The 24,614-nt window shown below is 69.3% G+C and carries 17 protein-coding genes; 7 read left to right on the plus strand and 10 right to left on the minus strand.

Features of this window, described 5'->3' with window-relative positions; genetic code table 11:
* The first annotated feature begins 65 nt into the window (after window positions 1–65).
* Window positions 66–1,022, plus strand: coding sequence for a nitronate monooxygenase (locus H6927_09410; GenBank protein ID MCP5218314.1), 957 nt, complete (start codon window positions 66–68; stop codon window positions 1,020–1,022).
* A 59-nt stretch (window positions 1,023–1,081) separates the two neighbouring features.
* On the opposite strand, the gene cphA (H6927_09415) is transcribed toward H6927_09410, so the two are convergent.
* Window positions 1,082–3,757, minus strand: a complete 2,676-nt coding sequence (cphA, locus tag H6927_09415; GenBank protein MCP5218315.1) for a cyanophycin synthetase — start codon at window positions 3,755–3,757, stop codon at window positions 1,082–1,084.
* 54 nt (window positions 3,758–3,811) lie between these two features.
* On the minus strand, window positions 3,812–5,968 hold the full coding sequence (cphA, locus tag H6927_09420) for a cyanophycin synthetase (GenBank protein ID MCP5218316.1): 2,157 nt from the start codon (window positions 5,966–5,968) through the stop codon (window positions 3,812–3,814).
* A gap of 224 nt (window positions 5,969–6,192) precedes the next feature.
* Between cphA (H6927_09420) and H6927_09425 the strand changes: the two genes are divergently transcribed.
* The 5 genes from H6927_09425 (at window position 6,193) to lon (ending at window position 14,011) form a co-directional block, all read left to right on the plus strand.
* Window positions 6,193–8,484 carry an ABC transporter ATP-binding protein gene (locus tag H6927_09425; protein ID MCP5218317.1) on the plus strand — a complete coding sequence of 764 codons (2,292 nt, stop codon included), beginning with the start codon at window positions 6,193–6,195 and terminating at the stop codon, window positions 8,482–8,484.
* Window positions 8,481–8,951, plus strand: a complete 471-nt coding sequence (locus tag H6927_09430) for a DUF1854 domain-containing protein (protein MCP5218318.1) — start codon at window positions 8,481–8,483, stop codon at window positions 8,949–8,951. The genes H6927_09425 and H6927_09430 overlap by 4 nt, the downstream gene beginning before the upstream one ends.
* An 87-nt stretch (window positions 8,952–9,038) precedes the next feature.
* Window positions 9,039–11,111 (plus strand): hypothetical protein, encoded by a 2,073-nt coding sequence (locus tag H6927_09435; protein MCP5218319.1) that lies wholly within the window; start codon window positions 9,039–9,041, stop codon window positions 11,109–11,111.
* 93 nt (window positions 11,112–11,204) lie between these two features.
* The gene (locus H6927_09440; GenBank protein MCP5218320.1) at window positions 11,205–11,609 is read left to right on the plus strand and encodes an Hsp20/alpha crystallin family protein; all 405 of its coding nucleotides are present in this window, start codon (window positions 11,205–11,207) and stop codon (window positions 11,607–11,609) included.
* Window positions 11,606–14,011, plus strand: a complete 2,406-nt coding sequence (lon, locus tag H6927_09445) for an endopeptidase La (protein ID MCP5218321.1) — start codon at window positions 11,606–11,608, stop codon at window positions 14,009–14,011. Before H6927_09440 ends, lon begins: the two co-directional genes overlap by 4 nt.
* A gap of 18 nt (window positions 14,012–14,029) precedes the next feature.
* On the opposite strand, the gene H6927_09450 is transcribed toward lon, so the two are convergent.
* On the minus strand, window positions 14,030–16,348 hold the full coding sequence (locus H6927_09450; GenBank protein ID MCP5218322.1) for a cytochrome P450: 2,319 nt from the start codon (window positions 16,346–16,348) through the stop codon (window positions 14,030–14,032).
* Between the two features lie 101 nt (window positions 16,349–16,449).
* Between H6927_09450 and H6927_09455 the strand changes: the two genes are divergently transcribed.
* Window positions 16,450–17,562, plus strand: coding sequence for a PA0069 family radical SAM protein (locus H6927_09455; protein ID MCP5218323.1), 1,113 nt, complete (start codon window positions 16,450–16,452; stop codon window positions 17,560–17,562).
* Window positions 17,563–17,616: 54 nt separating this feature from the next.
* Here the strand turns inward: H6927_09455 and H6927_09460 are convergent, their stop codons facing one another.
* The 7 genes from H6927_09460 to H6927_09490 all read right to left on the minus strand — a co-directional run bounded on the left by H6927_09460 (window position 17,617) and on the right by H6927_09490 (window position 24,528).
* A complete protein-coding gene (locus H6927_09460) occupies window positions 17,617–19,221 on the minus strand; it encodes a phosphoethanolamine--lipid A transferase (protein MCP5218324.1) in 1,605 nt (534 codons plus the stop codon).
* A 75-nt stretch (window positions 19,222–19,296) separates the two neighbouring features.
* Window positions 19,297–20,433, minus strand: a complete 1,137-nt coding sequence (gene dnaJ / locus H6927_09465) for a molecular chaperone DnaJ (GenBank protein ID MCP5218325.1) — start codon at window positions 20,431–20,433, stop codon at window positions 19,297–19,299.
* A gap of 50 nt (window positions 20,434–20,483) precedes the next feature.
* Window positions 20,484–21,059 (minus strand): DUF1211 domain-containing protein, encoded by a 576-nt coding sequence (locus tag H6927_09470; GenBank protein MCP5218326.1) that lies wholly within the window; start codon window positions 21,057–21,059, stop codon window positions 20,484–20,486.
* Between the two features lie 82 nt (window positions 21,060–21,141).
* Entirely contained in the window at window positions 21,142–23,085 is a 1,944-nt protein-coding gene (gene dnaK, locus H6927_09475; protein MCP5218327.1) for a molecular chaperone DnaK, read from the minus strand.
* Between the two features lie 75 nt (window positions 23,086–23,160).
* Window positions 23,161–23,718, minus strand: a complete 558-nt coding sequence (gene grpE / locus H6927_09480; GenBank protein MCP5218328.1) for a nucleotide exchange factor GrpE — start codon at window positions 23,716–23,718, stop codon at window positions 23,161–23,163.
* Between the two features lie 160 nt (window positions 23,719–23,878).
* Window positions 23,879–24,223, minus strand: a complete 345-nt coding sequence (locus H6927_09485) for an FKBP-type peptidyl-prolyl cis-trans isomerase (GenBank protein ID MCP5218329.1) — start codon at window positions 24,221–24,223, stop codon at window positions 23,879–23,881.
* Window positions 24,220–24,528 carry a helix-turn-helix transcriptional regulator gene (locus tag H6927_09490; protein ID MCP5218330.1) on the minus strand — a complete coding sequence of 103 codons (309 nt, stop codon included), beginning with the start codon at window positions 24,526–24,528 and terminating at the stop codon, window positions 24,220–24,222. Before H6927_09490 ends, H6927_09485 begins: the two co-directional genes overlap by 4 nt.
* Window positions 24,529–24,614 lie beyond the last annotated feature (86 nt).

Genomic DNA, 24,614 nt, shown 5'->3' on the forward strand with positions numbered 1-24,614 from the left:
GATAGCTGCGGGCGCTTTACCGATGCGGGCCAGCGGCTGAAAAACCATTAAATCTCTCCAGGCCGATGTCCACACTGCCCCCCGTGCTGCAACAGCAGAAATTCCCGGTCATCGGCTCGCCGCTGTTCATCATCAGCAACCCCAAGCTGGTGATTGCGCAGTGCACGGCGGGCGTCATCGGCGCCATGCCGGCGCTCAACGCCCGGCCGGCCGAGCAGCTGGACGAGTGGCTGGCCGAGATCACCGAGGCGCTGGCGGCCTGGGACAAGGTGCACCCCGAGCAGCCGGCTGCGCCCTTTGCCATCAACCAGATCGTGCACAAGAGCAACGACCGGCTGGAGCACGACATGCACGTGTGCGCCAAGTACAGGGTGCCCATCGTCATCACCAGCCTGGGCGCGCGCGAGGACGTGAACCAGGCCGTGCACGGCTGGGGCGGCGTGGTGTTGCACGACATCATCAACAACCGCTTTGCCCGCAAGGCGGTCGAGAAAGGCGCCGACGGCCTGATTGCCGTGGCGGCTGGCGCCGGCGGCCACGCGGGCACCAAGAGCCCGTTTGCGCTGGTGCAGGAAATCCGCGAATGGTTCGACGGGCCGCTGGCGCTGTCGGGCGCCATCGCCAACGGCGGGGCCATCCTGGCGGCGCAGGCCATGGGGGCCGATTTTGCGTACATCGGCACCGCCTTCATCGCCACCGAGGAGGCACGCGCCGCCGACACCTACAAGCACGCCATCGTCGCCGGCAGCTCCGACGACATCGTCTACAGCAACCTGTTCACCGGCGTGCACGGCAACTACCTGGCCCATTCGATCCGTGCCGCCGGGCTGGACCCGGACCAGCTGCCGGTGAGCGACCCCAGCAAGATGAACTTTGGCGGCGGCGCGGCCGCCAAGGCCTGGAAGGACATCTGGGGCAGCGGGCAGGGCATCGGCGCCATCAAGGCGGTGGTGCCGGCAGCCGAGCTGATCGCACGGCTGCGGCGCGAGTACGATGCGGCGCGCCGGCGGCTGCTGGGCTGATGCGGCCTTGAAACCCTCGCGCTGAAAGCAAAAGCCCGGCTTGCGCCGGGCTTTGCACTTCAGGCGGCGCGTGCCGCCAGTGAGGTGGCTGTGGCGTCGCTGCCGGGTTTTTTCACGCGGGCCGGCGTTTTGCCGGCGGGCACGCGGCCAGGCTTGGCCGTGGCAGGGCGGGCCTCATCCACACGCCGCTGGATGTGGGCCAGCGCCTCCTGCACCTGGTCGATCAGGATCAGGCACAGATCGCCGGCCTGCAGCTGCTCCAGCGCGCGGTCGATGGCGGTGAACTCGCCGTGGATCTCTTCCACCTGGCGGGCGCGCGTGGCGCCTTCCAGCCCCTGGCGTAGCAGGGACAGCACCTCGCCATCGGCGCGGCCGCGCTGGCAGGCGTCCTGGTAGAGGATGACCGAGTCGAAGGCGGCGCCCAGGATGCGGGTCTGCTCGCGGATGTCCTCGTCGCGCCGGTCGCCGGCGCCGCTGATGACCACCGAGCGCCGCTGGGCCGGCATGTTGCCCACGCCAGCCACCAGGGCGGCGATGGCGTCGGGGTTGTGGCCGTAGTCGGCGATCACGGTGGCGCCGCGGTAGTCGAACACGTTGAAGCGACCGGGCACGCCCTGCTGGTCGCTGATGAAGCTGGCCAGGCCTTTCTGGATGGCGTCCCAGGGCACGCCCACGGCCCAGGCCGCGCCCACCGAGGCCATGACGTTCTCGACCTGAAAGCCGATCTGCCCCTTGCGCGTGATGGGCACGCGCGCCAGCGGCAGGCGCTTTTGAAAGGCGCCTTCGACGCAGACGATGTCGCCGCCGTCGACAAAAATCACCCGCTTGCCCTGCGCGCGGTGCGTGGCCACCACGGGGTGCTGGCCGTCTTGCGCGAAGTAGGTCACGCGGCCGGGGCAGTGCGGCGCCATCGACACCACCGAGGGGTCGGTGGCGTTGAGCACGGCCATGCCGGTGGGCGCCACGTTGAGCACGATCACGCGCTTGAGCACCTTCAGGTCCTCCAGCGTGGTGATGTAGTTCAGGCCCAGGTGGTCGCCCGCGCCCACGTTGGTGACCACGGCCACGTCGCATTGGTCGAAGCCCAGGCCCTCGCGCAGCATGCCGCCGCGCGCGGTCTCCAGCACGGCGGCGTCGACGTCGGGGTGGGCCAGCACGTTGCGCGCGCTGCGCGGGCCCGAGCAGTCGCCCGAGTCGATCTGGCGGCCGTTGACGTACACGCCGTCGGTGTTGGTCATGCCCACGCGCAGGCCCTGCGTGCGCAGCAGGTGCGCGGCCAGGCGCACGGTGGTGGTCTTGCCGTTGGTGCCGGTGACGGCGATGACCGGGATGCGGCCGTTGCCCCCGTTGGGATACATGTGGTCGATGACGGCCTGACCGACGTCGCGGCCGGTGCCGTAGGAGGGGCTGATGTGCATGCGCAGGCCCGGGGCGGCGTTGACCTCGACGATGCCGCCGCTTTGCGCTTCCAGCGGCTGCAGGACGCTTTCGCACACCACGTCCACGCCGCAGATGTCCAGGCCCACCATTTGCGCGGCCTCGACGGCGCGCGCGGCCACTTCGGCATGCACGCTGTCGGTGACATCGGTGGCGCTGCCGCCGGTAGACAGGTTGGCGTTGTTGCGCAGCACCACGCGCTGGCCGCTGACCGGTACCGAGTCGGCCGTCAGGCCCTGCGCCGCCAGACGTGCCTCGGCGATGGCGTCGATGCGGATCTTGGTGAGCGAGGTGCCGTGGCCGTCGCCCCGGCGGGGGTCGAGGTTGACCTCGGCCACCAGCTCGCGCACGGTGTGCTGGCCGTCGCCGATGACCTGGGGCGGCTCGCGGCGGGCGGCGGCCACCAGCTTGTTGCCCACCACCAGCAGGCGGTAGTCCTGGCCGGGCAGGAATTTCTCGACCAGTACCGGGCCGTATTCGGCGGCGGTGCGATAGGCCATGTCGAAGTGCTTGCGGTCGTTGATGCCCACCGTCACGCCCTTGCCCTGGTTGCCGTCCTGCGGCTTGACCACCACCGGCAGACCCACGTCCAGCGCGGCGGCCCAGGCGTCGGCCAGGTCGCCCACCGGGCGGCCGCGCGGCACCGGCACGCCGGCCGAATGCAGCAGCTTCTTGGTCAGGTCTTTGTCCTGCGCGATGGCTTCGGCAATGGCGCTGGTGCTGTCTTCCTCGGCGGCCTGGATGCGCCGCTGCTGGCTGCCCCAGCCGAACTGCACCAGGCTGCCTTGCGTGAGGCGCCGGATGGGGATGCCGCGTGCCTGGGCCGCGTGCACGATGGCGCCGGTGGAGGGGCCCAGGCGCTCGTCCTCGTCCAGCTCGTGCAGGGCGGCCAGGGCGGCGGCGCAATCGAACGGGCTGCCGTCCAGGGCGGCGCGGCACAGGGCCTCGGCGTGGGTGAAGGCCAGACGGCCTACGGCTTCCTCCGTGTACTGCACGGCGACCTGGTAGGTGCCGGGGACTTCGGTGGGGGTGGTGCGGCTGAAGGTGACCGGGCAGCCGGCCTGCGCCTGCAGGGCCAGGGCACAGCGCTCCAGCGCGTGCGCCATGGACACCTGGATCTCGGGCCGGTCGCCGTGCAGGGCGCCCACGGCCGGGAACAGCTCGCGCAGGCGCAACTCGAACGCGGGATTGGAGCGCAGGTCGCGTTGGGACTCGTCGCAGGTGACGACGGCCTCGATCGCCGTCTGGCGGCTCCACAGGTTGGGGCCGCGCAGCGCGCGAATGCGGGTGATTTCCATGTGAAGGTCCTGACCGGGAGTTGTCCCGAGACTAGAAACGAACGAGTGTGCGATTCAGTGCACCGTTTCGGTGTCACGCGGCTCATCAAAGTGCAACAAACCGGCACGGATCAACTCGGGCGCCACGCCGGCGGCCCAGGCCGCGGCCACGGCTGCCAGGACATGGGGGCGCAAATCCTGCGGGACGTCGGTCGTCAGGCCCGACTGCACCGGTGCCGACAGGTGGGTCAGCACCACCTCGTGGCCGGGGCCCTGCAGCACCACCTCGGTGCCACGCGCCAGCACCGCCCGGCCCTGGCGGGCCCGGTGCTCGGCTACGGCGGGGTTGGCCGGGTCGCAGGAAAACAGCATCACCTCGCCGTCGCAGTACTCGGCCAGCTCCAGCACCGCCGGGTCGTCGGCGTTGAGCACCGCCACGCCGTCGGGCAGCACCACGTCGATCTGCGTGCGCAGGATGCCTGGCATCTGGTCGGCCTCGGTGATGTACAGGTCGCTCAGGCCCTGCGGGCCGGGCATGGTCAGCACCACGCCGACCTGGCAGCGGTCGTAGGGCAGGCCTTCGGTCAGGATGTGGCGCGGCGAGGTTTCCAGCACCGCGGCCTGCACCGTGCGGTTGATCAGCACGCTCTCGCCCTGCTCGAAGCCGATGGAGCCGTGCGGCGACAGCTGCCGCCGGCCCAGGAACAGCCCGTCGCGGCAGGCCAGCGCCGTCTGCCAGCCATGCAGCTGGAAGAAGGCGGCCACCAGGCGCGCGGCCAGCGAGGTCTGGCCGTCGCCGATCAGGCCCACGATGGGCACGCGCCCGCTGGCGCCGTTCGGAAACAGGTGCTCGACGATGGCCTCGCCCACCGGCTGCGCGCGGCCGACGGCGGGCTTGAGGTGCATCAGCAGGCCGGGGCCGGCGTTGACCTCGACGATGGCGCCGCCCTGCGGGCCCAGCGGCTGGCCGATGTCCTCGGCCACCAGGTCGATGCCCGCGATGTCCAGGCCCACCACGCGCGCGGCCAGGGTGGCCAGCTCGGCGACGTCGGGGTGCACCTGCTCGGTCACGTCGATGGACATGTTGCCGGTGCGCTGCACGATGGCCGACTGGCCCACCGGCAGCACGCTGTCGATGGCCAGGCCCTGGCGCTGCAGCAGCAGCTGCAGCACCGGGTCGTCGTGGCGCAGGGCCTCCAGCGGCAGGTGCTCTTCCGCGCCGCGGCGCGGATCGGTGTTGACGTGCAGGTCGATCAGCGCGCCGATGGAGGAGCGGCCGTCGCCCTTGACGTGGATGATCTCGCCGCGCATGGCGGCCACCACCTTATTGCCCACCACCAGCAGGCGGTGCTCCTGGCCGGGGATGCAGCGCTCGACGATCACCTCGGAACCCTCGGCCTCGGCGGCAGCGAAGGCCGTGGCCACCTCGCCCTGCGTGCTCAGGTTGAGCGACACGCCGCGCGCGTGGTTGCCGTCCGAGGGCTTGACGACGACCGGCAGGCCGATGTCCTGGGCCGCTTCCCAGGCCTCGTCGGCCGACTCGACCACCTGGCCTTCGGGCACCGGCACGCCGGCGGCGGCCAGCAACTGCTTGGTCAGGTCCTTGTCGCGCGAGATGCCCTCGGCGATGGCACTGGTGCGGTCGGTCTCGGCCGTCCAGATGCGGCGCTGGGCGGCGCCGTGGCCCAGCTGCACCAGGTTGCCCTCGTTCAGGCGGATGAAGGGGATGCCGCGCTCGGTGGCGGCGTCCACGATGCTGGCCGTGCTGGGGCCCAGGCACTGGCGGTCGACCCTCTCGGCCAGCCGGGCGATGGTGGCGGCCACGTCGTACGGGCGGTCGTTGATGGCGGCCATCACCAGGTCACGCGCCGCCGTCAGGGCGGCCTTGCCGATGCTTTCCTCGCGCGTGCGGATGACGACCTTGTAGACGCCGTGCTCGCCCGTCATGCGCGCCTTGCCGAAGCCGGTCTTCATGCCGGCCTGGGTCTGCAGCTCGAGCGCCACGTGCTCCAGGATGTGGCCGGGCCAGGTGCCGTCGCGCAGGCGCATCAGAAAGCCGCCGCGCCGGCCCACGCTGCAGCGGTGCTCGATCAGGCCCGGCAGCCAGGCCGTCAGGCGGTCGTAGAAGCCGGGCAGGGTGTTGGAGGGATGGTCTTCGAGCGCGCCGATGTCCACCACCGCCTCGACCACCGGGCGGTAGGTCCAGATGCCGGGGCCGCCCAGAAAGGTCATGCGCCGGATCACGATGTCGGCAAAGGGCGCGCGGGCTGGCGAGAGCGCGCCAGCCTCGACGGTGGCGGCCTGCGCCTGGAGGGGGCGGGGATACAATGCGCCCCCGCTGGACGAGCCGGGCTCGTCAGGGTCGATTCGCCTCATAGTGGAGTGCGTTCGTTGTGATGATCTGATTATCCAGGGGGCTTGCCGCGCTGGCATGCCGACCGTCGCCTCCTGAACCCATGTCGCTTTCGCCTACCTCCGCATTCTCCCAGGCTGCTCGCCCGAGTTCTTCGTCCGATGCGAACGAGGTGCCGCTGCGACCCTCAGAAAACGTGCGGGCGGCGCTGGACGTTGACCTGGATGCCCGGTTGAACTTTGTCCAGGGTCGGCTAATACTTACGAATCAACGGCTTGTTGGGTGGTTTCCAGATGCAACGGCCTGGCAGGGCTGGGATCTGGCGCCCGGCATGGCCATGGCGCACCTGGACCACGCCGGCGTCGGCACGCTGGAGCTGCGCAGTGACCAGCGCCTGCTGGCCACCTGGCGCTTCACGCTGGGCCACAACCCGGCGGCGCTGCGCCTGCTGGCCGAGTTCGACCGTGCGCTAGCCGAGCCCATGGCGGACTCGGCCGCGTCCGGACCGGCGGCCGAGGACGAGCACGATCTCCCCGACGTCGACGAAGAGGAGGGCGCTGATGAAAAGCCGCCCTCCACCTGGACGCTGCTGCGCCTGTGGCGTTTTGCCCACCCTTACCGCTGGCGCCTGTTGGCGGGCTTTCTGCTGACCCTGGCCGGCACCGCGGCCACCCTGGTGCCGCCATACCTGACCATCCCGCTGATGGACGACGTGCTGATCCCGTTTCAGGATGGCAAGCAAATCGATCCTCGTTACGTGGCGCTGCTGCTGTCGGGCCTGCTGGGCTCGGCCCTGCTGGCCTGGGCGCTGGGCTGGGCCAAGACCTACATCCTGGCGCTGGTGTCCGAGCGCATCGGCGCCGATTTGCGCACCACCACCTACGAGCACCTGCTGAAGCTGTCGCTGGAGTATTTCGGCGGGCGGCGCACGGGCGATCTGATGGCGCGCATCGGCTCGGAGACCGACCGCATCAACGTCTTTCTGTCGCTGCACCTGCTGGACTTTGCCTCCGACGTGCTGATGATCGGCATGACGGCGGTGATCCTGCTGTCCATCGACGCCAAGCTGGCGCTGGTGACCCTGGTGCCGCTGCCCTTCATCGCCTGGCTGATCCACCAGGTGCGCGACCGGCTGCGCACCGGCTTCGAGAAGATCGACCGCGTGTGGGCCGAGGTGACCAACGTGCTGTCCGACACCATTCCGGGCATCCGCGTGGTCAAGGCCTTTGCCCAGGAAGAGCGCGAGGCCAACCGCTTTCGCGACGCCAACCGCCACAACCTGGCGGTCAATGACCGGCTCAACCGCCTGTGGTCGCTGTTCTCGCCCACGGTCACCCTGCTGACCGAGATCGGCCTGCTGGTGGTGTGGGCCGTCGGCATCTGGCTGGTGGCGCAGCACCAGATCACGGTGGGCGTGCTGACGGCGTTTCTGGCCTACATCGGACGCTTCTACACCCGGCTCGACTCGATGAGCCGCATCGTCTCGGTGACGCAAAAGGCGGCGTCGGGCACCAAGCGCATCTTCGAGATCCTGGACCACGTCTCCAGCGTGCCCGAGGCCGCCAACCCGGTGCGTCTGGCCCAGGTGCAGGGGCGCATCGCGCTGGAGGGGGTGAGCTTTCGCTACGGCAACCGCAGCACCATTCGCCAGCTCGACCTGGACATCGCGCCCGGCGAGATGATCGGCCTGGTCGGCCACAGCGGCTCGGGCAAGAGCACCCTGGTCAACCTGATGTGCCGCTTCTACGACGTGGCCGAGGGCCGCATCACCATCGACGGCGTGGACATCCGCCAGGTGGCGCTGGCCGACTGGCGCCGCCACATCGGGCTGGTGCTGCAGGAGCCCTTCCTGTTCTTCGGCACCATCGCCGAGAACATCGCCTACGGCAAGCCCGAGGCCTCGCGCGCCGAGATCGTGGCCGCCGCGCGGGCCGCGCACGCGCACGAGTTCATCCTGCGCCTGCCGCAGGGCTACGACTCGCTGGTGGGCGAACGCGGCCAGGGCCTGTCGGGCGGCGAGCGCCAGCGCATCAGCATCGCGCGGGCGCTCTTGATCGACCCGCGCATCCTGATCCTGGACGAGGCCACTGCCTCGGTCGATACCGAGACCGAGCGCGAGATCCAGAAGGCGCTGGACAACCTGGTGCGCGGACGCACCACCATCGCCATTGCCCACCGCCTGTCCACGCTGCGCAAGGCCAACCGCCTGGTGGTGATGGACAAGGGCCGCAAGGTGGAGGAGGGCACGCACGAGCAACTGATCGCCCGGCGCGGCGCCTACTGGCGGCTGTACGAGGCGCAGGCGCGGCAGGAAAAGGCCGAGCGCGAGCGCATGCTGGTGGTCGAGGAGGCCGCGCCGGCGCCGGCCCATGTGGCGCGGGAGAGCCGGACATGAGCACCAACCCGCTGGCCCTGCAGCGCGACGCCTTCGGCCGCCTGGTGCTGACCGATGCCCAGGGTCACCCGCACGTCGGCGTGGTGGCCGTGCGTGCCTTTCCCATCGCGGCGCCGGCCGTAGGCATCAGCCTGCTGGATGCCGACGGCCACGAGCTGGCCTGGATCGAGCGTTTGGACGACTGTCCGGCGCCGCAACGCGAGCTGATCGAGCAGGCCTTGCGCCAGCGCGAGTTCATGCCGGTGCTCAAGCGCCTGAAGTCGGTCAGCAGCTTTGCCACGCCCAGCATCTGGGAGGTCGACACCGATCGCGGGCCCACGCGCTTCACGCTCAAGGGCGAGGAAGACATCCGCCGCCTGGGCCCCGACCTGCTCATTGTCAACGACATGCACGGCGTGCAGTACCTGATCCGCGATCTGGCCGCCATGGATCGTGCCAGCCGCAAGCTGCTCGACCGCTTCCTGTGATGGCATCGATGCGCCGGTGCCATCCGGATCGCGGCCTGGCGTCGCGGGATGGCCATGGGTTGCCGCGGGATCTTCGGCCGGCGTTCGATGACACCTGATCTCCTCATCCGTACCGGACTGCGGCAGGGCAGGCTTTGGCTCGGCGCCGGCATCCTGGCCTGCATCGCCGGCGTCGTCGCGCTGCAGTTCGCTGCCACCGGGCTCGTCCACGGCAACGCCATCCTGCAAGACCTTGGGCAGCACGGCGTTACTGCCGGGAAGGGGTGGGCGGTGGTCGGCGTGGCCCTTGTCGCGTCGGTGTTGCAGTGGCTGCGGAGCCGGCGCGAGGCGCTGCCTTCCGGTCCATTCCTGCTCGCGGCGTCGGTGCTCGCGGTGTTGATCTATGCCGGGTATGCCCGGGCCTTCGATCTGCAGTGGATCAACGACTTCGCCGATATGTGGCGCTTGGCGGTGCAAGAGGTGGCCCAAGGCCAGTTCAACGCCGAGTGCGCGATTCCCGAGGTCGCCGCCTGCCACCTGAAGGCCCAGCGTACCCTGCCCATCCTGTGGCCGGCGGTCTACCTGTGGGGGCACCGTGCCAGCCTGGTGCCGCTGCTCAACGGGGGCTTGCTGCTGCTCATGATGCTGATGGGCTGGGACCAGGCGCGCAGCGCGTTCGGTCCGCGGGCCGCGCAGGTGTTTGCCGTGCTCTGGGTCGGCTGCGCCGAAACGGTGTTTGCGCTGCGCATTCCGACCCACGACCTCTGGGGCCTGTTCTTCATCGCCCTGCTGTTCTGGCTGTTGGTGCGCTGGTTTCGGCAGGCGCAAGGCGTGGGCCGCAGCCTGGTCTATGGCGTGGCTCTGGCGGTTCCGGTGCTGCTGCTGGAGGTGCAACGCGAGTTGGGGCTGGTGGCACTGGCCGCCCTGACCTGTACCGTGCTGCTGCTGCGCGGCCATCGGCCGCTGCAACGCAGCCTGGCGTGCGCTCTGCTGGCGTGCACGTTGGCCTATGCCGGTGGCATGGCCGGGCTCAAGCACGCGGACATGCTGGCCGACGATGGCGAGACGGCCTACCTGTCGCGTTTGCGAACCTTTGCGCTGATACCGGCCTATTCCGGCGCAACCTGGCTGTATGGCCAGGTGCTCGGTGATTCCATGCTGAGGCCTTTGCCAGCGCCGGCGCAGCGCGAGCTTGCACGGGCGGCGGTGCTGTCCGATTTTGCCGAGCAGCCGCTCATGCGCATCGCCGGTGTGGCCTTCAAGGCCAGCCAGCTTGCACCGCTGGGCAACCAAACCTATTTCTACCAGCCGGGCCTGCAGCAGGACCGTCCCGGCCTGTTTGGCGGGTTCGAGGCGTACAACCGGCTGTACTGCGTCCTGCTGGCCGCGCTGGTGCTGGCCGCACTGCTCCGGGTGCTGCGCCGCCCACTGGAGCTGGCGGTCGCATTTCCCCTGGCCTTCATGGGCGTCTTGATCGGCGGCCTGCTGACCGTGGGTGAAACACAGACACGCTATCTGTTTCCATTGTGGTTTTTTGCGCCCCTGGTCGTGGCGTCGGGCTTCGGCCAGGCGCCTCGGGGCGAGGCGGCGGTGGCCGTGGCGCCGCAGCCAATGGCGAGAGCGCTGCTGGTGGGCGCGCTGGCGTGGGTGTGCGTCCTGGCCGTGCTGTGGCGATTGGCGGATGGGTGGTACACGTCCGAGCGCGGGCGTATCCTGACGTCCTGGAGCTTTCGCGCCGAGGGCTTGAGCGCGGCGCCACCCGAGTCGCCCCAGCAGGTGGACCGGCTGGCTGGAACCGGGCGCAGCCTGGGGGTTGGCCAACTGGGGTTCACGCTGCGGGCGGCCAAGCCCAGCGCGGGCAGCGGCGCGGTGCTTGCCAGCATGCCGGTGTGCGTGCCCGCCCACCGCGGCACGCTGCGCTTCGCCTACGTCATGCCGTACACCAACCCTGCGGCGGGCGATGCCTTCACGCTTTCCGTGACCCTGGGTGGGCGCACGCTCTGGTCGCGCACGCTTCCCGACGACGGAAAAGTCCACGACGTCCGGATCGACTTGACGGCGCTGCCCAAGACTTGCTCCGGGCTGGAGTTTTCCCTGCGCAGCCATCACCCCTTGTGGGACGAGTCGTGGGCTCAGGCTTCAAGAACCGAGATTTACTTTCCGCGTTTCACCCGGCACTGAGGGGTCCTGTCCTGCCGGCCGTCATGGTGCCGGAGCCGCCTGACAAGGGCGCCATCCTGTCGCACAATGCCATGGACAGGATGGCGGCCCGACATGAAACACCGTGACGATTCCCCCGACTGGATGTGGTCCGATGCGCTGGCGGCGCTGGACCGCATGGAGCGCCTGCACAGCCAGCTGTTTCAGCCGCGCCCGGCCCATTCCCCGAGCTGGGTGCCGCCGGTGGACGTGCTGGAGACCGAGCGCGAGGTGCTGATCTTCGTGGCGCTGCCGGGCGTCGACGCGCACGACGTCAAGGCGCAACTCGAAGGCGCCGCGCTGCTGGTGAGCGGGCGGCGCGTGCTGCCGCCGCAGCTCAGCCGCGCGGCCATTCACCGGCTGGAGCTGCCCCAGGGGCGCTTCGAGCGCCGGGTGCCCCTGCCGCCCGGGCGGTATTCGGCCATCCATGTGGGCAGCGAGCGCGGCTGCCTGGTCATCAGCCTGGAGAAAGCGCCATGAGTGCAACGCCTTCGCCGGACGAACCAGCGGCCAGCGCCTCCGAGCCCGCGCAACTGGCCCCCGAGTTGCCGGCCCTGCCCGACGACGCGTTGATGATCGTCGCGGTACGCGACACCGTGCTGTTTCCCGGCACGGTGTTTCCGGTGGCCATCGGCCGCGAGGCCTCGGTGCTGGCCACCCAGCAGGCGCTGCGCCAGGAGCGCCCGATCGGCATCCTGATGCAGCGCGACGCCGACAAGGACGAGCCCGGCGCCGTCGACATGCACCGCACCGGCACCATCGCCAACATCCTGCGCTACGTGAACGCGGCCGATGGCGGCCATCACCTGGTGGTGCAGGGGCTGCAGCGTTTTCGCGTCACCGAGTTCATCCGTGAAAAGCCCATCCTGGCCGCGCGGGTGCAAGCGCTGGATGAACCCAAGGCCGAGGGCACCGAGATCGAGGCGCGCACGCTGGCGCTGCGCCAGCAGGCCATGGAAGCGCTGCAACTGCTGCCCCAGGTGCCGCAGCCGCTGATCGCCGCCGTGCAGGCCACGGCCGAGCCGGGCGCGCTGGCCGACCTGGTGGCGGCCTACCTGGACCTGAGCCGCGACGAGCGCCAGGAGGTGCTGGAGACCATCGACGTGGGCGCGCGCATCGACAAGGTGGCGGGCTACCTGGCCAAGCGCATCGAGGTGATGCGCCTGTCGCAGGAAATCGGCAAGCGCACCAAGGCCTCGCTGGACGAGCGCCAGCGCGAGGCCATCCTGCGCGAGCAGATGGCCTCCATCCAGCGCGAGCTGGGCGAGGGCGATGGCCGCGCGCAGGAGGTGGCCGAGCTGACCCAGGCCATCGACGCCGCCAAGCTGCCCGGCGAGGTCGACGAACTGGCGCGCAAGGAGCTGCGCCGCTACGAGCGCATGCCCGAGGGCGCCACCGAGGCCGGCATGGTGCGCACCTACCTGGACTGGCTGATCGACCTGCCCTGGGCCGAGCCCGAGGTGCGCCCGATCGACATCGCCCACGCGCGCCAGGTGCTGGACGAGGACCACTTCGGCCTGGACAAGTTCAAGCAGCGCATCGTCGAGTTCCTGGCGGTGCGCAAGCTGGCGCCGCGCGGCAAGGCGCCCATCCTGTGCTTCGTCGGCCCGCCGGGCGTGGGCAAGACCTCGCTGGGTCAGTCGATCGCGCGCGCCATGGGGCGGCCCTTTGCCCACGTCAGCCTGGGCGGCGTGCACGACGAGGCCGAGATCCGCGGCCACCGCCGCACCTACATCGGCGCCATGCCGGGCAACATCATCCAGGCGCTGCGCAAGGTCAAGGCGCGCGACTGCGTGATGATGCTCGACGAGATCGACAAGATGGGCCGCGGCGTGCAGGGCGACCCCTCGGCCGCCATGCTGGAGGTGCTGGACCCGGAGCAGAACGCGGCCTTCCGCGACAACTACCTGGGCGTGCCCTTCGATTTGAGCCGGGTGGTGTTCCTGACCACGGCCAACATGCTCGACACCATCCCGGGGCCCCTGCGCGACCGCATGGAAATCATCCAGCTGGCGGGCTACACCGAGAACGAGAAGTTCGAGATCGCGCGCCGCTACCTGGTGCGCCGCCAGCTCGAGGCCAACGGCCTGAAGGCCGAGCAGGCGGTGCTGTCGGATGCGCTGCTGCGCCGCATCATCCGCGACTACACGCGCGAGGCCGGCGTGCGCAACCTCGAGCGCGAGATCGGCCGCGTGCTGCGCCATGCCGCCGTGCGCATCGCCGAAGGCTCGGCCGCCACGCTGAGCCTGGATGCCGGCGACCTGGACGCCATCCTGGGCCCCGTGCGCTTCGAGAACGAGGCTGCCATGCGCACCAGCACGCCGGGCGTGGCCACCGGGCTGGCCTGGACGCCGGTGGGCGGCGACATCCTGTTCATCGAAGCCACGAGCTTCCCCGGCAAGGGCTCGCTGATCCTGACCGGCCAGCTGGGCGACGTGATGCGCGAAAGCGTTCAGGCGGCGTTTTCGATCGTCAAGCACCGCGCCGGGGAACTGGGCATCGACCAGGAGCACCTGGGCAAGATCGACATCCACGTGCACGTGCCCGCCGGCGCCACGCCCAAGGACGGGCCCAGCGCCGGCGTGGCCATGTACTCCGCGCTGGTGTCCCTGCTGACCCATCGCGCGGTGCGCAGCGACACCGCCATGACGGGCGAGATCAGCCTGCGCGGCCTGGTGCTGCCGGTGGGCGGCATCAAGGAAAAAATCATCGCCGCCGACGCGGCGGGACTCAAGCGCGTGATGCTGCCGGCGCGCAACCGGCGCGACGAGGGCGACATTCCGGCCGAGGTGCGCGAGCGCCTGCAGTTCATCTGGCTGGAGAATGTGGACGATGCCATCGCGGCGGCGCTGGAGCCTCCCAGGTCGGCCGCCGGCGGTTGAAGACCGGGCGAGGCAGCCTTACAGATCCAGCACCAGCCGGCCACTGCGGGCGCGCGAGCAGCAGCTCATCATGCGGTCGCCCCTGGCGCGCTCGGCGGGGCTGAGCACGCTGTCGCGGTGGTCGATGTCGCCGCTGGCCACGGCCACCTCGCAGGTGCCGCACAGGCCTTCCTCGCAGTCGCATTGCACGTCGACGTTGTGGGCGTGCAGCACCTCCAGCACCGTGCGGTCGGCGGGCACGTGCAGCGTCAGGCCGGCGGTGCGCAGCTCGATCTCGAAGGCGCGCTCGCGCGCCGGATCGAGCCGGGGCGCGTTGTTCTCGAAGTGCTCGACGTGCAGGGCCTCGGCCGGCCAGCCGGCGCGCTCCACCGCCTGCTGAAGGCTGTCCAGCAGGCGCTGCGGGCCGCAGGCGTAGATGGCCGTGCCGGCCTGCGGCGTGCCCAGCAGGGCGGCAAAGTCGCAGCGCCCGCCTTCGTCGCTGAGGTGCAGTTGCAGGCACTCGCCATGCAGTGCCTGCAGGTCATCCAGATAAGCCGCGCGGCTGCGCGAGGCGGCGCTGTAGTGCAGCACGTAGTCGCGGCCCGTGGCGCGGGCGTGCTGCGCCATGGCCATGACCGGGGTGATGCCGATGCCGCCGCCGATCAGGATCAGGCGCTCGCCACCGTCTTCGCCCAGATGAAAGTGGTTGCGCGGCCCGCGCACCCGAAGCAGCGCGCCGGCCTGCACGCCGCGATGGATCCAGGCCGAGCCGCCGCGGCTGGCTGGGTCGTGCTGCACGGCCACTTCCCAGTGCTGCGCATCCTGCAGGTCGCCGCACAGCGAGTACTGGCGCGACAGGCCGGTGTCCCCGCACTCGATGTCGATGTGCGCGCCGGGCGTCCAGCGCGGCAGCGCGCTGCCATCGGCGGCGGCCAGGCGCAGGCGCACGATGTCGGGGCCGGTGGCCAGGGTGTCGGCCGACACCACGCGGAGCTTCCGCACCATGGCGCTGGCCGCCGGGCCGCCCAGGTGCACGTCTTGCGCCCAGCGGCGCACGCCGGGATCGCTGCGCTCGGGGTTCTGCGCCGGGTCCCATTGCACGTGCAGGTTCTGCGGCCCGCGAAACGCCAGGTTGTGCACGTAGTCGTATTGTTGCGGCACCAGCTGCATGTGCGGCAGGCGGCGCGTGAGCTCGCCGATCATGATCTGCATTTCCATGCGGGCGATGTTCTTGCCCAGGCACTGGTGCACGCCAAAGCCGAAGCTGAGCTGGTCGATGACGTTGCTGCGGCGGATGTCGAAGAAATCCGGGTCGCTGAACTGGCGCGGGTCGTGGTTGCCCGAGTGCACCACCAGCAGCAGGCGCGCGCCGGCCGGAATGTCCACGCCGTCGATCGTCACGTCGCGCGTGGTGCGCCGCCGCCACGAGGCAATCGGCCCGTCATGGCGCAGGCATTCCTCGATGGCGGGGGAAATGAGCGAGGGGTCTTCGCAGATTTCGTCCCACACGCGGCGGTGCTGCAGCAGCAGGCGGATGGCGTTGGTGGTGGCGAACGAGGTGGACTCGTGCGCCGCCACGATGATGGCCATCATCATCGAGTGCAGGTAGGCGTCGGTCACCACCTCGGGGTGGTGCTTTTGCTGGCGGATCGAGTAGCGCATCCAGCCCGGGCCTTCGGGCGTGCGGCGCATCTTCTCCAGGATCTGGCCTGACAGTTGCCAGAACTTGCCCACCGTGTGCGCCACCTCGATGCGCTCCTCGGGCGTGGCGCGGCCGAAGGCGTTCTTGGTGTGCGCGATGGCGAACTCGTGCATCTTCTCGTGGTCTTCGTCGTCGTCGATGCCCAGAAAGTGCAGCGCCACCGAGAACGGCACGTGCCAGGCCAGGCGCTTGAACAGATCGACCTGGCCGTCGTCGATGAAGCCGTCGATGGCCTCGCTGACCAGGCGGCGCACCGTGGGCTCGTGCTGTCGCAGGTGCTCGGGCGTGAAAGGCGCCATCAACGCACGGCGGCGCGCCATGTGCATGGGCTCGTCCTCGTTCACCATGGTGCGGCTCATGGCATAGCCGTAGGACTTGAGCACCGCCAGCGACTCCTCGGTCGGCGGCTCGGTCGACTCGAGCGCGATCGACGGGCTGAACGTGTGCGGGTCGCGGAAGATGTTCTTGATCGACGCGTAGCGCGTCACCACCCAGTAGCCCAGCTTGGGGCTGAAGAACACCGGCTGCTCCTCGCGCGCCCAGCGCACCAGTTCGGCCGGGTTGGCCATGTAGTCGTCGGTGTAGGGATCGAAGGCGGCGGCCCGGTGGTCGAACGGGCAGGCGCCCGGTGCGGACGGTTGGAGGTGCTCTGGCATGTCGGTGTTTCCGTGTTGATCCTGCCATGGTATGCCAGCGCAAATCGAGAACGCTTTGCCCGATCGGGCAGCTTCCGTGAAACTGTATAAAAATACAGTTCATGACCTCTGCCGATACACCGCTCGATGCCTCTTCCCGACCGCTGCTGTCCTTGAAAGGGCGGGGCGCCCCATCGCGCCTGGCGCATCGCTTCGCGCTCGATCAGCGCAGCGCATTCGACGACGGCTGGGGCGGCCTGGATGCCGACGAGCAGGGCGACGCCCCCGCACCGGCCACGCAGGTGATCTGGGAAGACGCGCGCAGCGCCATCAACGCCAACGACTCGCCCGACATCGCGTTCGACTATTCGGTCAACCCCTACCGCGGCTGCGAGCACGGCTGCATCTACTGCTTTGCGCGGCCCACCCACAGCTACCTGGGCCTATCGCCGGGGCTGGACTTCGAGACGCGCATCGTCGCCAAGCGCAACATCGCGGCCGTGCTGGCGCGCGAGCTGGCGGCGCCGCGCTACCGGCCCTCGGTCATCAACATCGGCTCGGCCACCGACTGCTATCAGCCGCTGGAGCGCGAGCTGCGGCTCACGCGCGCGCTGATCGAGGTGCTGGCGCAGGCGCGCCACCCGTTTTCCATCGTCACCAAGTCCAGCGGCGTCGAGCGCGACCTGGACCTGCTGGCTCCGCTGGCCGCGCAGGGCCTGGTGGCGGTGTACGTCACCCTCACCACGCTCGACGCGGGCCTGGCGCGCGTGCTGGAGCCACGCGCCGCCGCGCCCCACCGGCGCCTGCGCATCCTGCGCACGCTGGCCGACGCGGGGGTGCCGGTGGGCGTGAGCGTGGCGCCGCAGATTCCCTTCGTCAACGAGGACATGGAGCAGGTGCTGGCCGCCGCGCGCGACGCCGGCGCCGCCCGCGCCTTCTACACCGTGCTGCGCCTGCCCTGGGAGCTGTCCGAGCTGTTTGGGCAGTGGCTGCAGATGCACCTGCCCGACCGCGCCGAGCGCGTGATGGCGCGCGTGCGCGAGCTGCGCGGCGGCAAGGACTACGACAGCCGCTGGGGCCAGCGCATGCACGGCCAGGGTGTGTGGGCCGATCTGCTGCGCCAGCGCTTCGAGGGCGCCTGCCGGCGCTTGGGGCTGAACCGCCAGCGCATCGCGCTGGACCTCAGCCGCTTTCGGCCCGGCAGGCTTGGCGGCCAGGCCGAGCTTTTTGAATGAAATGGGCTTCCAGCCGGCGTCAATCAATCCACGATTGCTATCAATTCAGTAGATTCAACCGGCCGCGCGGCACATCACGCCCATGTCGCGCGCCGGCTGGTACACGCGGGTGGCCACGCCCAGCAGGCCCAGCACGGTGTGAAAGTAATCGTCTTGCGACACCTGCTCGTCACGCAGCTTGCCCAGGCAGCCCAGGGTGATGCCGCTTTGCTGCTGGAACGACGGCGACAGCCAGAAGATCCAGGGAATGTGCTTTTGCACGTCGGGCGCAAAGCGGTAGGGCAGGCCGTGCAGGTACAGGTTGTTTTCGCCCAGCGATTCACCGTGGTCGGACAGGTACATCAGCGCCGGCGCCCAGTGCGCCTCGTGCGCCTTCAGCCAGTCGATGCTGCTGGCCAGGAAATGGTCGGTGTAGACGATGGTGTTGTCGTAGGCATTGACCACCTGCTCGCGCGAGCACTGCTGCAGCGCGTTGGTGGTGCATTCGGGCGCGAACTTCTTGAAGGCCGCGGGCGAGCGCTTGTAGTAGGCCGGGCCGTGGCTGCCCATCTGGTGCATGAAGACCACCACGCCGCGCGCGCGGCGCTCGGCCGGCAGCTGGGCGATGCGCTCGTCCAGGCCCTTGAGCATCACCTCGTCCAGGCACTCGCCCTCGGCGTCGCACAGGCCGGGCGTCTGCAGCGCCTTGTCGTCCACCATGGGCACGCGGTCGCACACGCCCTTGCAGCCGCCGGCCTGGTTGTCCAGCCACAGTACGGCGTAGCCGGCGTGCTGCAGCACGTCGGCCAGGCCCTCGGTGTTGTCCTTGCGCTCGTCGAAGGCCACGCGCCCCAGGGGCGAGAACATGCAGGGCACCGAGGCGGCGGTGTTGGTACCGCAGGACCAGGCGTTGCGCAGGCTGACCACGCCGCGCGCGGCCAGCTCTGGCGTGGTGTCGCGCGTGTAGCCGTTCAGGCCGAAGTGGTCGGCGCGCGCGGTTTCGCCCACCACCAGCAGCACCAGCGGCGGACGCTGGCCGGGGGGCAGGGGCGCCAGGTGCGCGTCCTGGCCCAGCGGCAGCACGGCCGCGCCGTTGCGCTGGATGGGCTGCTCGCCCAGGGTGGCGATGGCGTAGAACGAATTGAGCGGGTTGATCAGGTAGCGCAGCTGGGTGTGGTTGCGCATGGTGGCCGACAAGTCCTGAAACGACAGGCCCATGGCGGCCACGGCCACGGCCAGGGCCGCCACCACGGTGAAGGCGTTGTTGCGCGCCTGACGGCCCGGCGTGGGCCAGGCGATGCGCGTGCGCCACAGCAGCGCCACGGGCAGCACGCCCAGCAGGAGCAGGGCGCCGAGCATGCGCCAGTTCAGCAGCTCGCGCGCCTCGCGCGCGTCGGTCAGCAGCACGTTGACCATCATGGTGCGCTCGATCACCACGCCGTAGCTGAGCATGAAGTAGGCGCCCGCGGCGGCGGCCAGCAGCACCACGGTCAGCATCGGCTTGAGCGTCCAGCGCCAGGCCAACAGGCTGGACAGCGCCACGTGCACCGCGCCGATCATCAGCGCAAACGCCAGGCCGAACAGCAGCCCGCGCGCATTGCCCAGCTCGGGCAGCGCCGCCAGGCCGCGCCACAGCGCCAGGTTGCCGATGCTGGCCACCCACAGCGCGGCCAGCACCATCACCGTGAGCGGGCGCCGGCCGCGTCGCGCGGTGGGGGGGGGGGCTGGGTTCGTCACGGCCGCGGGCGGGGGTGGTCAGGCGCTGAAGAAGTTGCGCACCTTGTCGGTCCAGCTCTCGGTGCCGGGCGAGTGCTTGGCGCCACCTTTTTTCAGCGATTCGTCGAATTCCTTGAGCAGCTTGCGCTGGTGCTCGGTCAGCTTGACCGGCGTTTCCACGCTGATGTGGCAGTACAGGTCGCCCGGGTAGGACGAGCGCACGCCCTTGATGCCCTTGCCGCGCAGGCGAAACTGCTTGCCGGCCTGCGTGCCCTCGGGGATTTCGATGGCCGCCTTGCCGCCCAGCGTGGGCACCTCGATCTCGCCGCCCAGCGCGGCGGCGGCAAAGCCGATGGGCACCACGCAGTGCAGGTCGTCGCCGTCGCGCTCGAAGATCTCGTGCTTCTTGACGCGGATCTCGATGAACAGGTCGCCGGGCGGGCCGCCGTTGCTGCCCGGCTCGCCGTTGCCGGTGGAGCGGATGCGCATGCCGTCGTCGATGCCGGCGGGAATCTGCACCTCCAGCGTCTTCTGGTTCTTGATCTTGCCCTGGCCGTGGCAGGTGGTGCAGGGCTCGGGAATGATCTTGCCCGTGCCGCGGCAGTGCGGGCAGGTCTGCTGCACGCTGAAGAAGCCCTGGCGCATCTGCACCACGCCCTGGCCGTTGCAGGTGGTGCAGGTCTTGGCACTGGTGCCGGGCTTGGCGCCGCTGCCGTGGCAGGTGGCGCAGTCGTCCCAGCTGGGGATGCGGATTTGCGCCTGTTTGCCGGCGGCCGCTTCTTCCAGCGTGATTTCCATGGCGTAGCTGAGGTCGGCGCCGCGGTACACCTGCCGCCCGCCGCGCCCGCCGCCGGCCCGACCGCCGCCGAAGATGTCGCCGAAGATGTCGCCGAAGGCCTCGGCAAAGCCGCCGAAGCCCTCTTGTCCGCCGCGCATGTTGGGGTCCACGCCGGCATGGCCGTACTGGTCGTAGGCGGCCTTCTTCTGCGGGTCCGACAGCATCTCGTAGGCTTCCTTGGCCTCCTTGAACTTGGCTTCGGCCGCCGCCGCCGCCTCGCCCTGGTTGCGGTCGGGGTGGTGCTTCATCGCCAGCTTGCGATAAGCCTTCTTGATCTCCTCGTCGGAGGCGTTCTTGGGGACGCCCAGGACTTCGTAGTAATCGCGTTTGGTGGCCATGTGGGGAAACTCGGGTGATCGGAACGGGGAAAGGGGGGCAGCGGGCGTTATCAGGAGGGCGCCGGTGGGTCGCGGTATTGCGGCGCCGTGAGCACGCGGCTGAGCGGTACCGCCGCATAGAACAGCAACGCGGCCAGCGGCAGCAGGGCCGCCACCGCCGTGCCCAGCAGGTACACGCCGGCCATCACCAGGCTGGCGCGAATCTGTGGCCCCTCGGCGGTGGCCCGCTCGGGATGGGCCCGCACCACGGCCGCCCGCAGGCCGGCAAAACCCAGGCACACCAGCACCATCACCACGCCATAAAACGCGGCCGGCAAGGGCTGGCGCCAGTGAAACTCGCTGCCGTAATCCAGCGCAAAGGGCACCAGCGACATGAAGAACAGCAGCACGCCGTTGCACAGCAGGATGCGGGCGTCGATGCGTTCCACGGGGGCAAACAGGTGGTGGTGCGCCATCCAGTTGGCCAGCATGTTGCCGAAGGCGATGACGTAGGCCAGGTACACGGGCCACAGCTGGGTCAGCGCGGCCAGCGTCGGCTCGTGCGGCACCTTCAGCTCCAGCACCATGATGGTGAGGATGATGGCCATCACGCCGTCGCTGAAGGCTTCGAATCGCGTTTTGCCCATACTGCGTGTCTCGGGTGAGGTGATCAGCACAAAGGGCGGCCGGACTTGCGTCCGCCGCCCGTGGCCGCATCGCCTCGTGCGATCAACCCTTCTTGACTTCCTTGACCTCGGCGTCCACCACGTTGTCGTCGGCCGAGGCCGATGCCTGCGCGCCACCGGGCGCCGCACCCGCGGCGCCGGCACCCGCTGCCTGGGCGGCGGCCTGCGCATCGGCGTACATCTTCTCGCCCAGCTTCTGGCTGGCGCTCATCAGGGCTTCGGTCTTGCTGTCGATGGCGGCCTTGTCGTCGCCCTTGAGGGCTTCTTCCAGCTCCTTGATCGAGGCCTCGATCTTGTCCTTCTCGCCCGCATCCAGCTTGTCGCCGTGCTCGGTGAGCGACTTGCGCACGCTGTGCACCATGGCGTCGCCCTGGTTGCGCGCCTGCACCAGCTCCAGCTTCTTGTGGTCCTCGGCGGCGTTCAGCTCGGCGTCCTTCACCATCTGCTGGATCTCGGACTCGCTCAGGCCCGAGTTGGCCTTGATGGTGATCTTGTTCTCCTTGCCCGTGCCCTTGTCCTTGGCGCTGACGTGCAGGATGCCGTTGGCGTCGATGTCGAAGGTGACCTCGATCTGCGGCAGGCCGCGCGGGGCGGGCGGGATGCCCTCCAGGTTGAACTCGCCCAGCGCCTTGTTGCCGCTGGCCATCTCGCGCTCGCCCTGGTAGACCTTGATGGTCACGGCCGGCTGGTTGTCGTCGGCGGTGGAGAAGGTCTGTGCGAACTTGGTCGGGATGGTGGTGTTCTTGGTGATCATCTTGGTCATCACGCCGCCCAGGGTCTCGATGCCCAGGGAGAGCGGGGTGACGTCCAGCAGCAGCACGTCCTTGCGGTCGCCCGACAGCACCTGGCCCTGGATGGCGGCGCCCACGGCGACGGCCTCGTCGGGGTTGACGTCCTTGCGCGGCTCCTTGCCGAAGAACTCCTTGACCTTGTCCTGCACCTTGGGCATGCGGGTCTGGCCGCCCACCAGGATCACGTCCTGGATGTCGCCCACGGCGATGCCGGCGTCCTTGATGGCGGTGCGGCAGGGCGCGATGGAGCGCTCGATCAGGTCTTCCACCAGGCTTTCCAGCTTGGCGCGCGTGAGCTTGATGTTCAGGTGCTTGGGCCCCGAGGCATCGGCCGTGATGTAGGGCAGGTTGATGTCGGTGGCGGCGCTGCTGGACAGCTCGATCTTGGCCTTCTCGGCGGCTTCCTTCAGGCGCTGCAGGGCCAGCACGTCCTTGCTCAGGTCGACGCCCTGCTCCTTCTTGAACTCGCCGATGATGTAGTCGATGATGCGCTGGTCGAAGTCCTCGCCGCCCAGGAAGGTGTCGCCGTTGGTGGACAGCACCTCGAACTGCTTCTCGCCATCGACGTCGGCGATCTCGATGATGGAGATGTCGAAGGTGCCGCCACCCAGGTCATAGACGGCGATCTTGCGGTCGCCCTTGGCCTGCTTGTCCAGGCCGAAGGCCAGCGCCGCGGCGGTGGGCTCGTTGATGATGCGCTTGACGTCCAGGCCGGCGATGCGGCCGGCGTCCTTGGTGGCCTGGCGCTGGCTGTCGTTGAAGTAGGCCGGCACGGTGATGACGGCCTCGGTCACGGGCTCGCCCAGGTAGTCCTCGGCGGTCTTCTTCATCTTGCGCAGCACCTCGGCGCTGATCTGCGGCGGGGCCAGCTTCTGGCCGCGCACGCTTACCCAGGCGTCGCCGTTGTCGGCCTTGATGATCTCGAAGGGCATCAGGTGGATGTCCTTCTGCACTTCCTTTTCCTCGAACTTGCGGCCGATCAGGCGCTTGATCGCGTAGAGGGTGTTCCTGGGGTTGGTGACGGCCTGGCGCTTGGCCGGCGCGCCGACCAGCACCTCGCCGTCGTCCTGGTAGGCGACGATGGAGGGCGTGGTGCGCGCGCCCTCGGCGTTCTCGATCACCTTGGTGGTGTTGCCTTCCATGATCGACACGCAGCTGTTGGTGGTGCCCAGGTCGATGCCAATGATTTTGCCCATGTTTTTCTCCGCGAATGAGTGTGAGTTCAGATGGTCAGCAGGTGGTGGGTGCCGGCCGGAATTTCAAGATGAAGCTTATTTGGGGGCGGCCACCATCACCATGGCCGGGCGCAGCACGCGATCGGCGATGACATAGCCCTTTTGCAGCACGCTGACGATGGTGTTCGGGTCCTGGTCGGCCGGGACCATGCCGATGGCCTGCTCGCGCGTGGGGTCGAATTTGGTGCCCGGCGCCGGGTTGACCTCGGTCACCTTGTTGCGCTCCAGCACGTTCATGAGCTGGCGGTGGGTGGCCCGGGTGCCTTCCAGCAGCTGCTCGGCACTGGCGTTTTCTACCTTCAGCGCGGCTTCCAGGCTGTCGACCACGGCCAGCAGGCTCTCGGCAAAGGATTCGACGGCGAACTTGCGCACCTTGGCCACTTCCTCGTCGGCGCGGCGGCGGGCGTTCTGCGCCTCGGCCTGGGCGCGCATGGCCTGGTCGACCAGGTCGGTCACCTTGGCCTGCAGGGCCGTCAGCTCGGCCTGCGTGTTTTGCTCCTGGGCCAGCGAATCGGCGGCGTCGGCCGCGGCAGCGGCCTCGATTTCCTCGGGGCTCATGGGGGGATCGAAGGGATTGGGCGTGGATGGGGTCATGCTGCGAATGGGACAGGATGGCGAAAAAGGCGTATCGCTTGACACATGGGCCCGCCAGGGCCGACTTCAAGCCCTGGCGCGTGGTCAAAAGGGGGTTTACCCGCCCGGGCCAGAAAAAAACGCTCCGGGCGGAGCGCTTTCAGTCGGTGGAGCAGGGCGCTCAGTCGGTGACGCCCAGCAACTCGACGTCGAACTTGAGCGTGGCGCCGGGCGGGATGACGCCGCCGGCGCCGCGCGCGCCGTAGCCCAGCTCGGGCGGGATGATCAGGGTGCGGGCGCCGCCCACCTTCATGCCGGCCACGCCCTCGTCCCAGCCGCGGATGACCATGCCGGCGCCCAGCGGAAAGACGAAGGGGTCGCCCCGGTCGTGGCTGGAGTCGAACTTGGCGCCGGGCTGGCCGTTTTCGTACAGCCAGCCGGTGTAGTGCACGGTGACGGTCTGGCCGCGACGGGCCTCGGCGCCTTCGCCGGCGCGGGTGTCGGTGATCTGCAGGGCGGTGCTCATTTTTTCTTGCCCTGCGCGGCCACCCACTTGGTGGCGAAGGCCTGCAGGTCGGACAGGCGCTTGGTCAGGTCGGCCCCGCTGGGCGTCAGGCTGTAGCCGTCCGAGCCGTGCGTGACCAGGTTGGCCGCGCGCAGCTCCTTCAGGCGGGTGTTGAGGGTGTTGGGGGTGATGCCGCCCACGCTGTCCTGCAGCAGGCGAAAGGTCTGGGGATGGCCGTCGCGCAGGGCCCACAGCACACGGATGGCGTAGCGCGCCTCAAGCAGCGCCAGCAGCTGGCTGGTGGCGGAATTTTCTTTCGAGCTCATGTCGGGCTTCTCCTCGGGTTGGCGGCAGTGCGTCTGAGGAACTATATCGCAAATCTGTAGCACGCTAGCAGTTTCATAGCTCCCGA

It is taken from the genome of Burkholderiaceae bacterium, assembly GCA_024235995.1.
In the GTDB taxonomy this organism is placed as follows: domain Bacteria; phylum Pseudomonadota; class Gammaproteobacteria; order Burkholderiales; family Burkholderiaceae_C; genus Ottowia.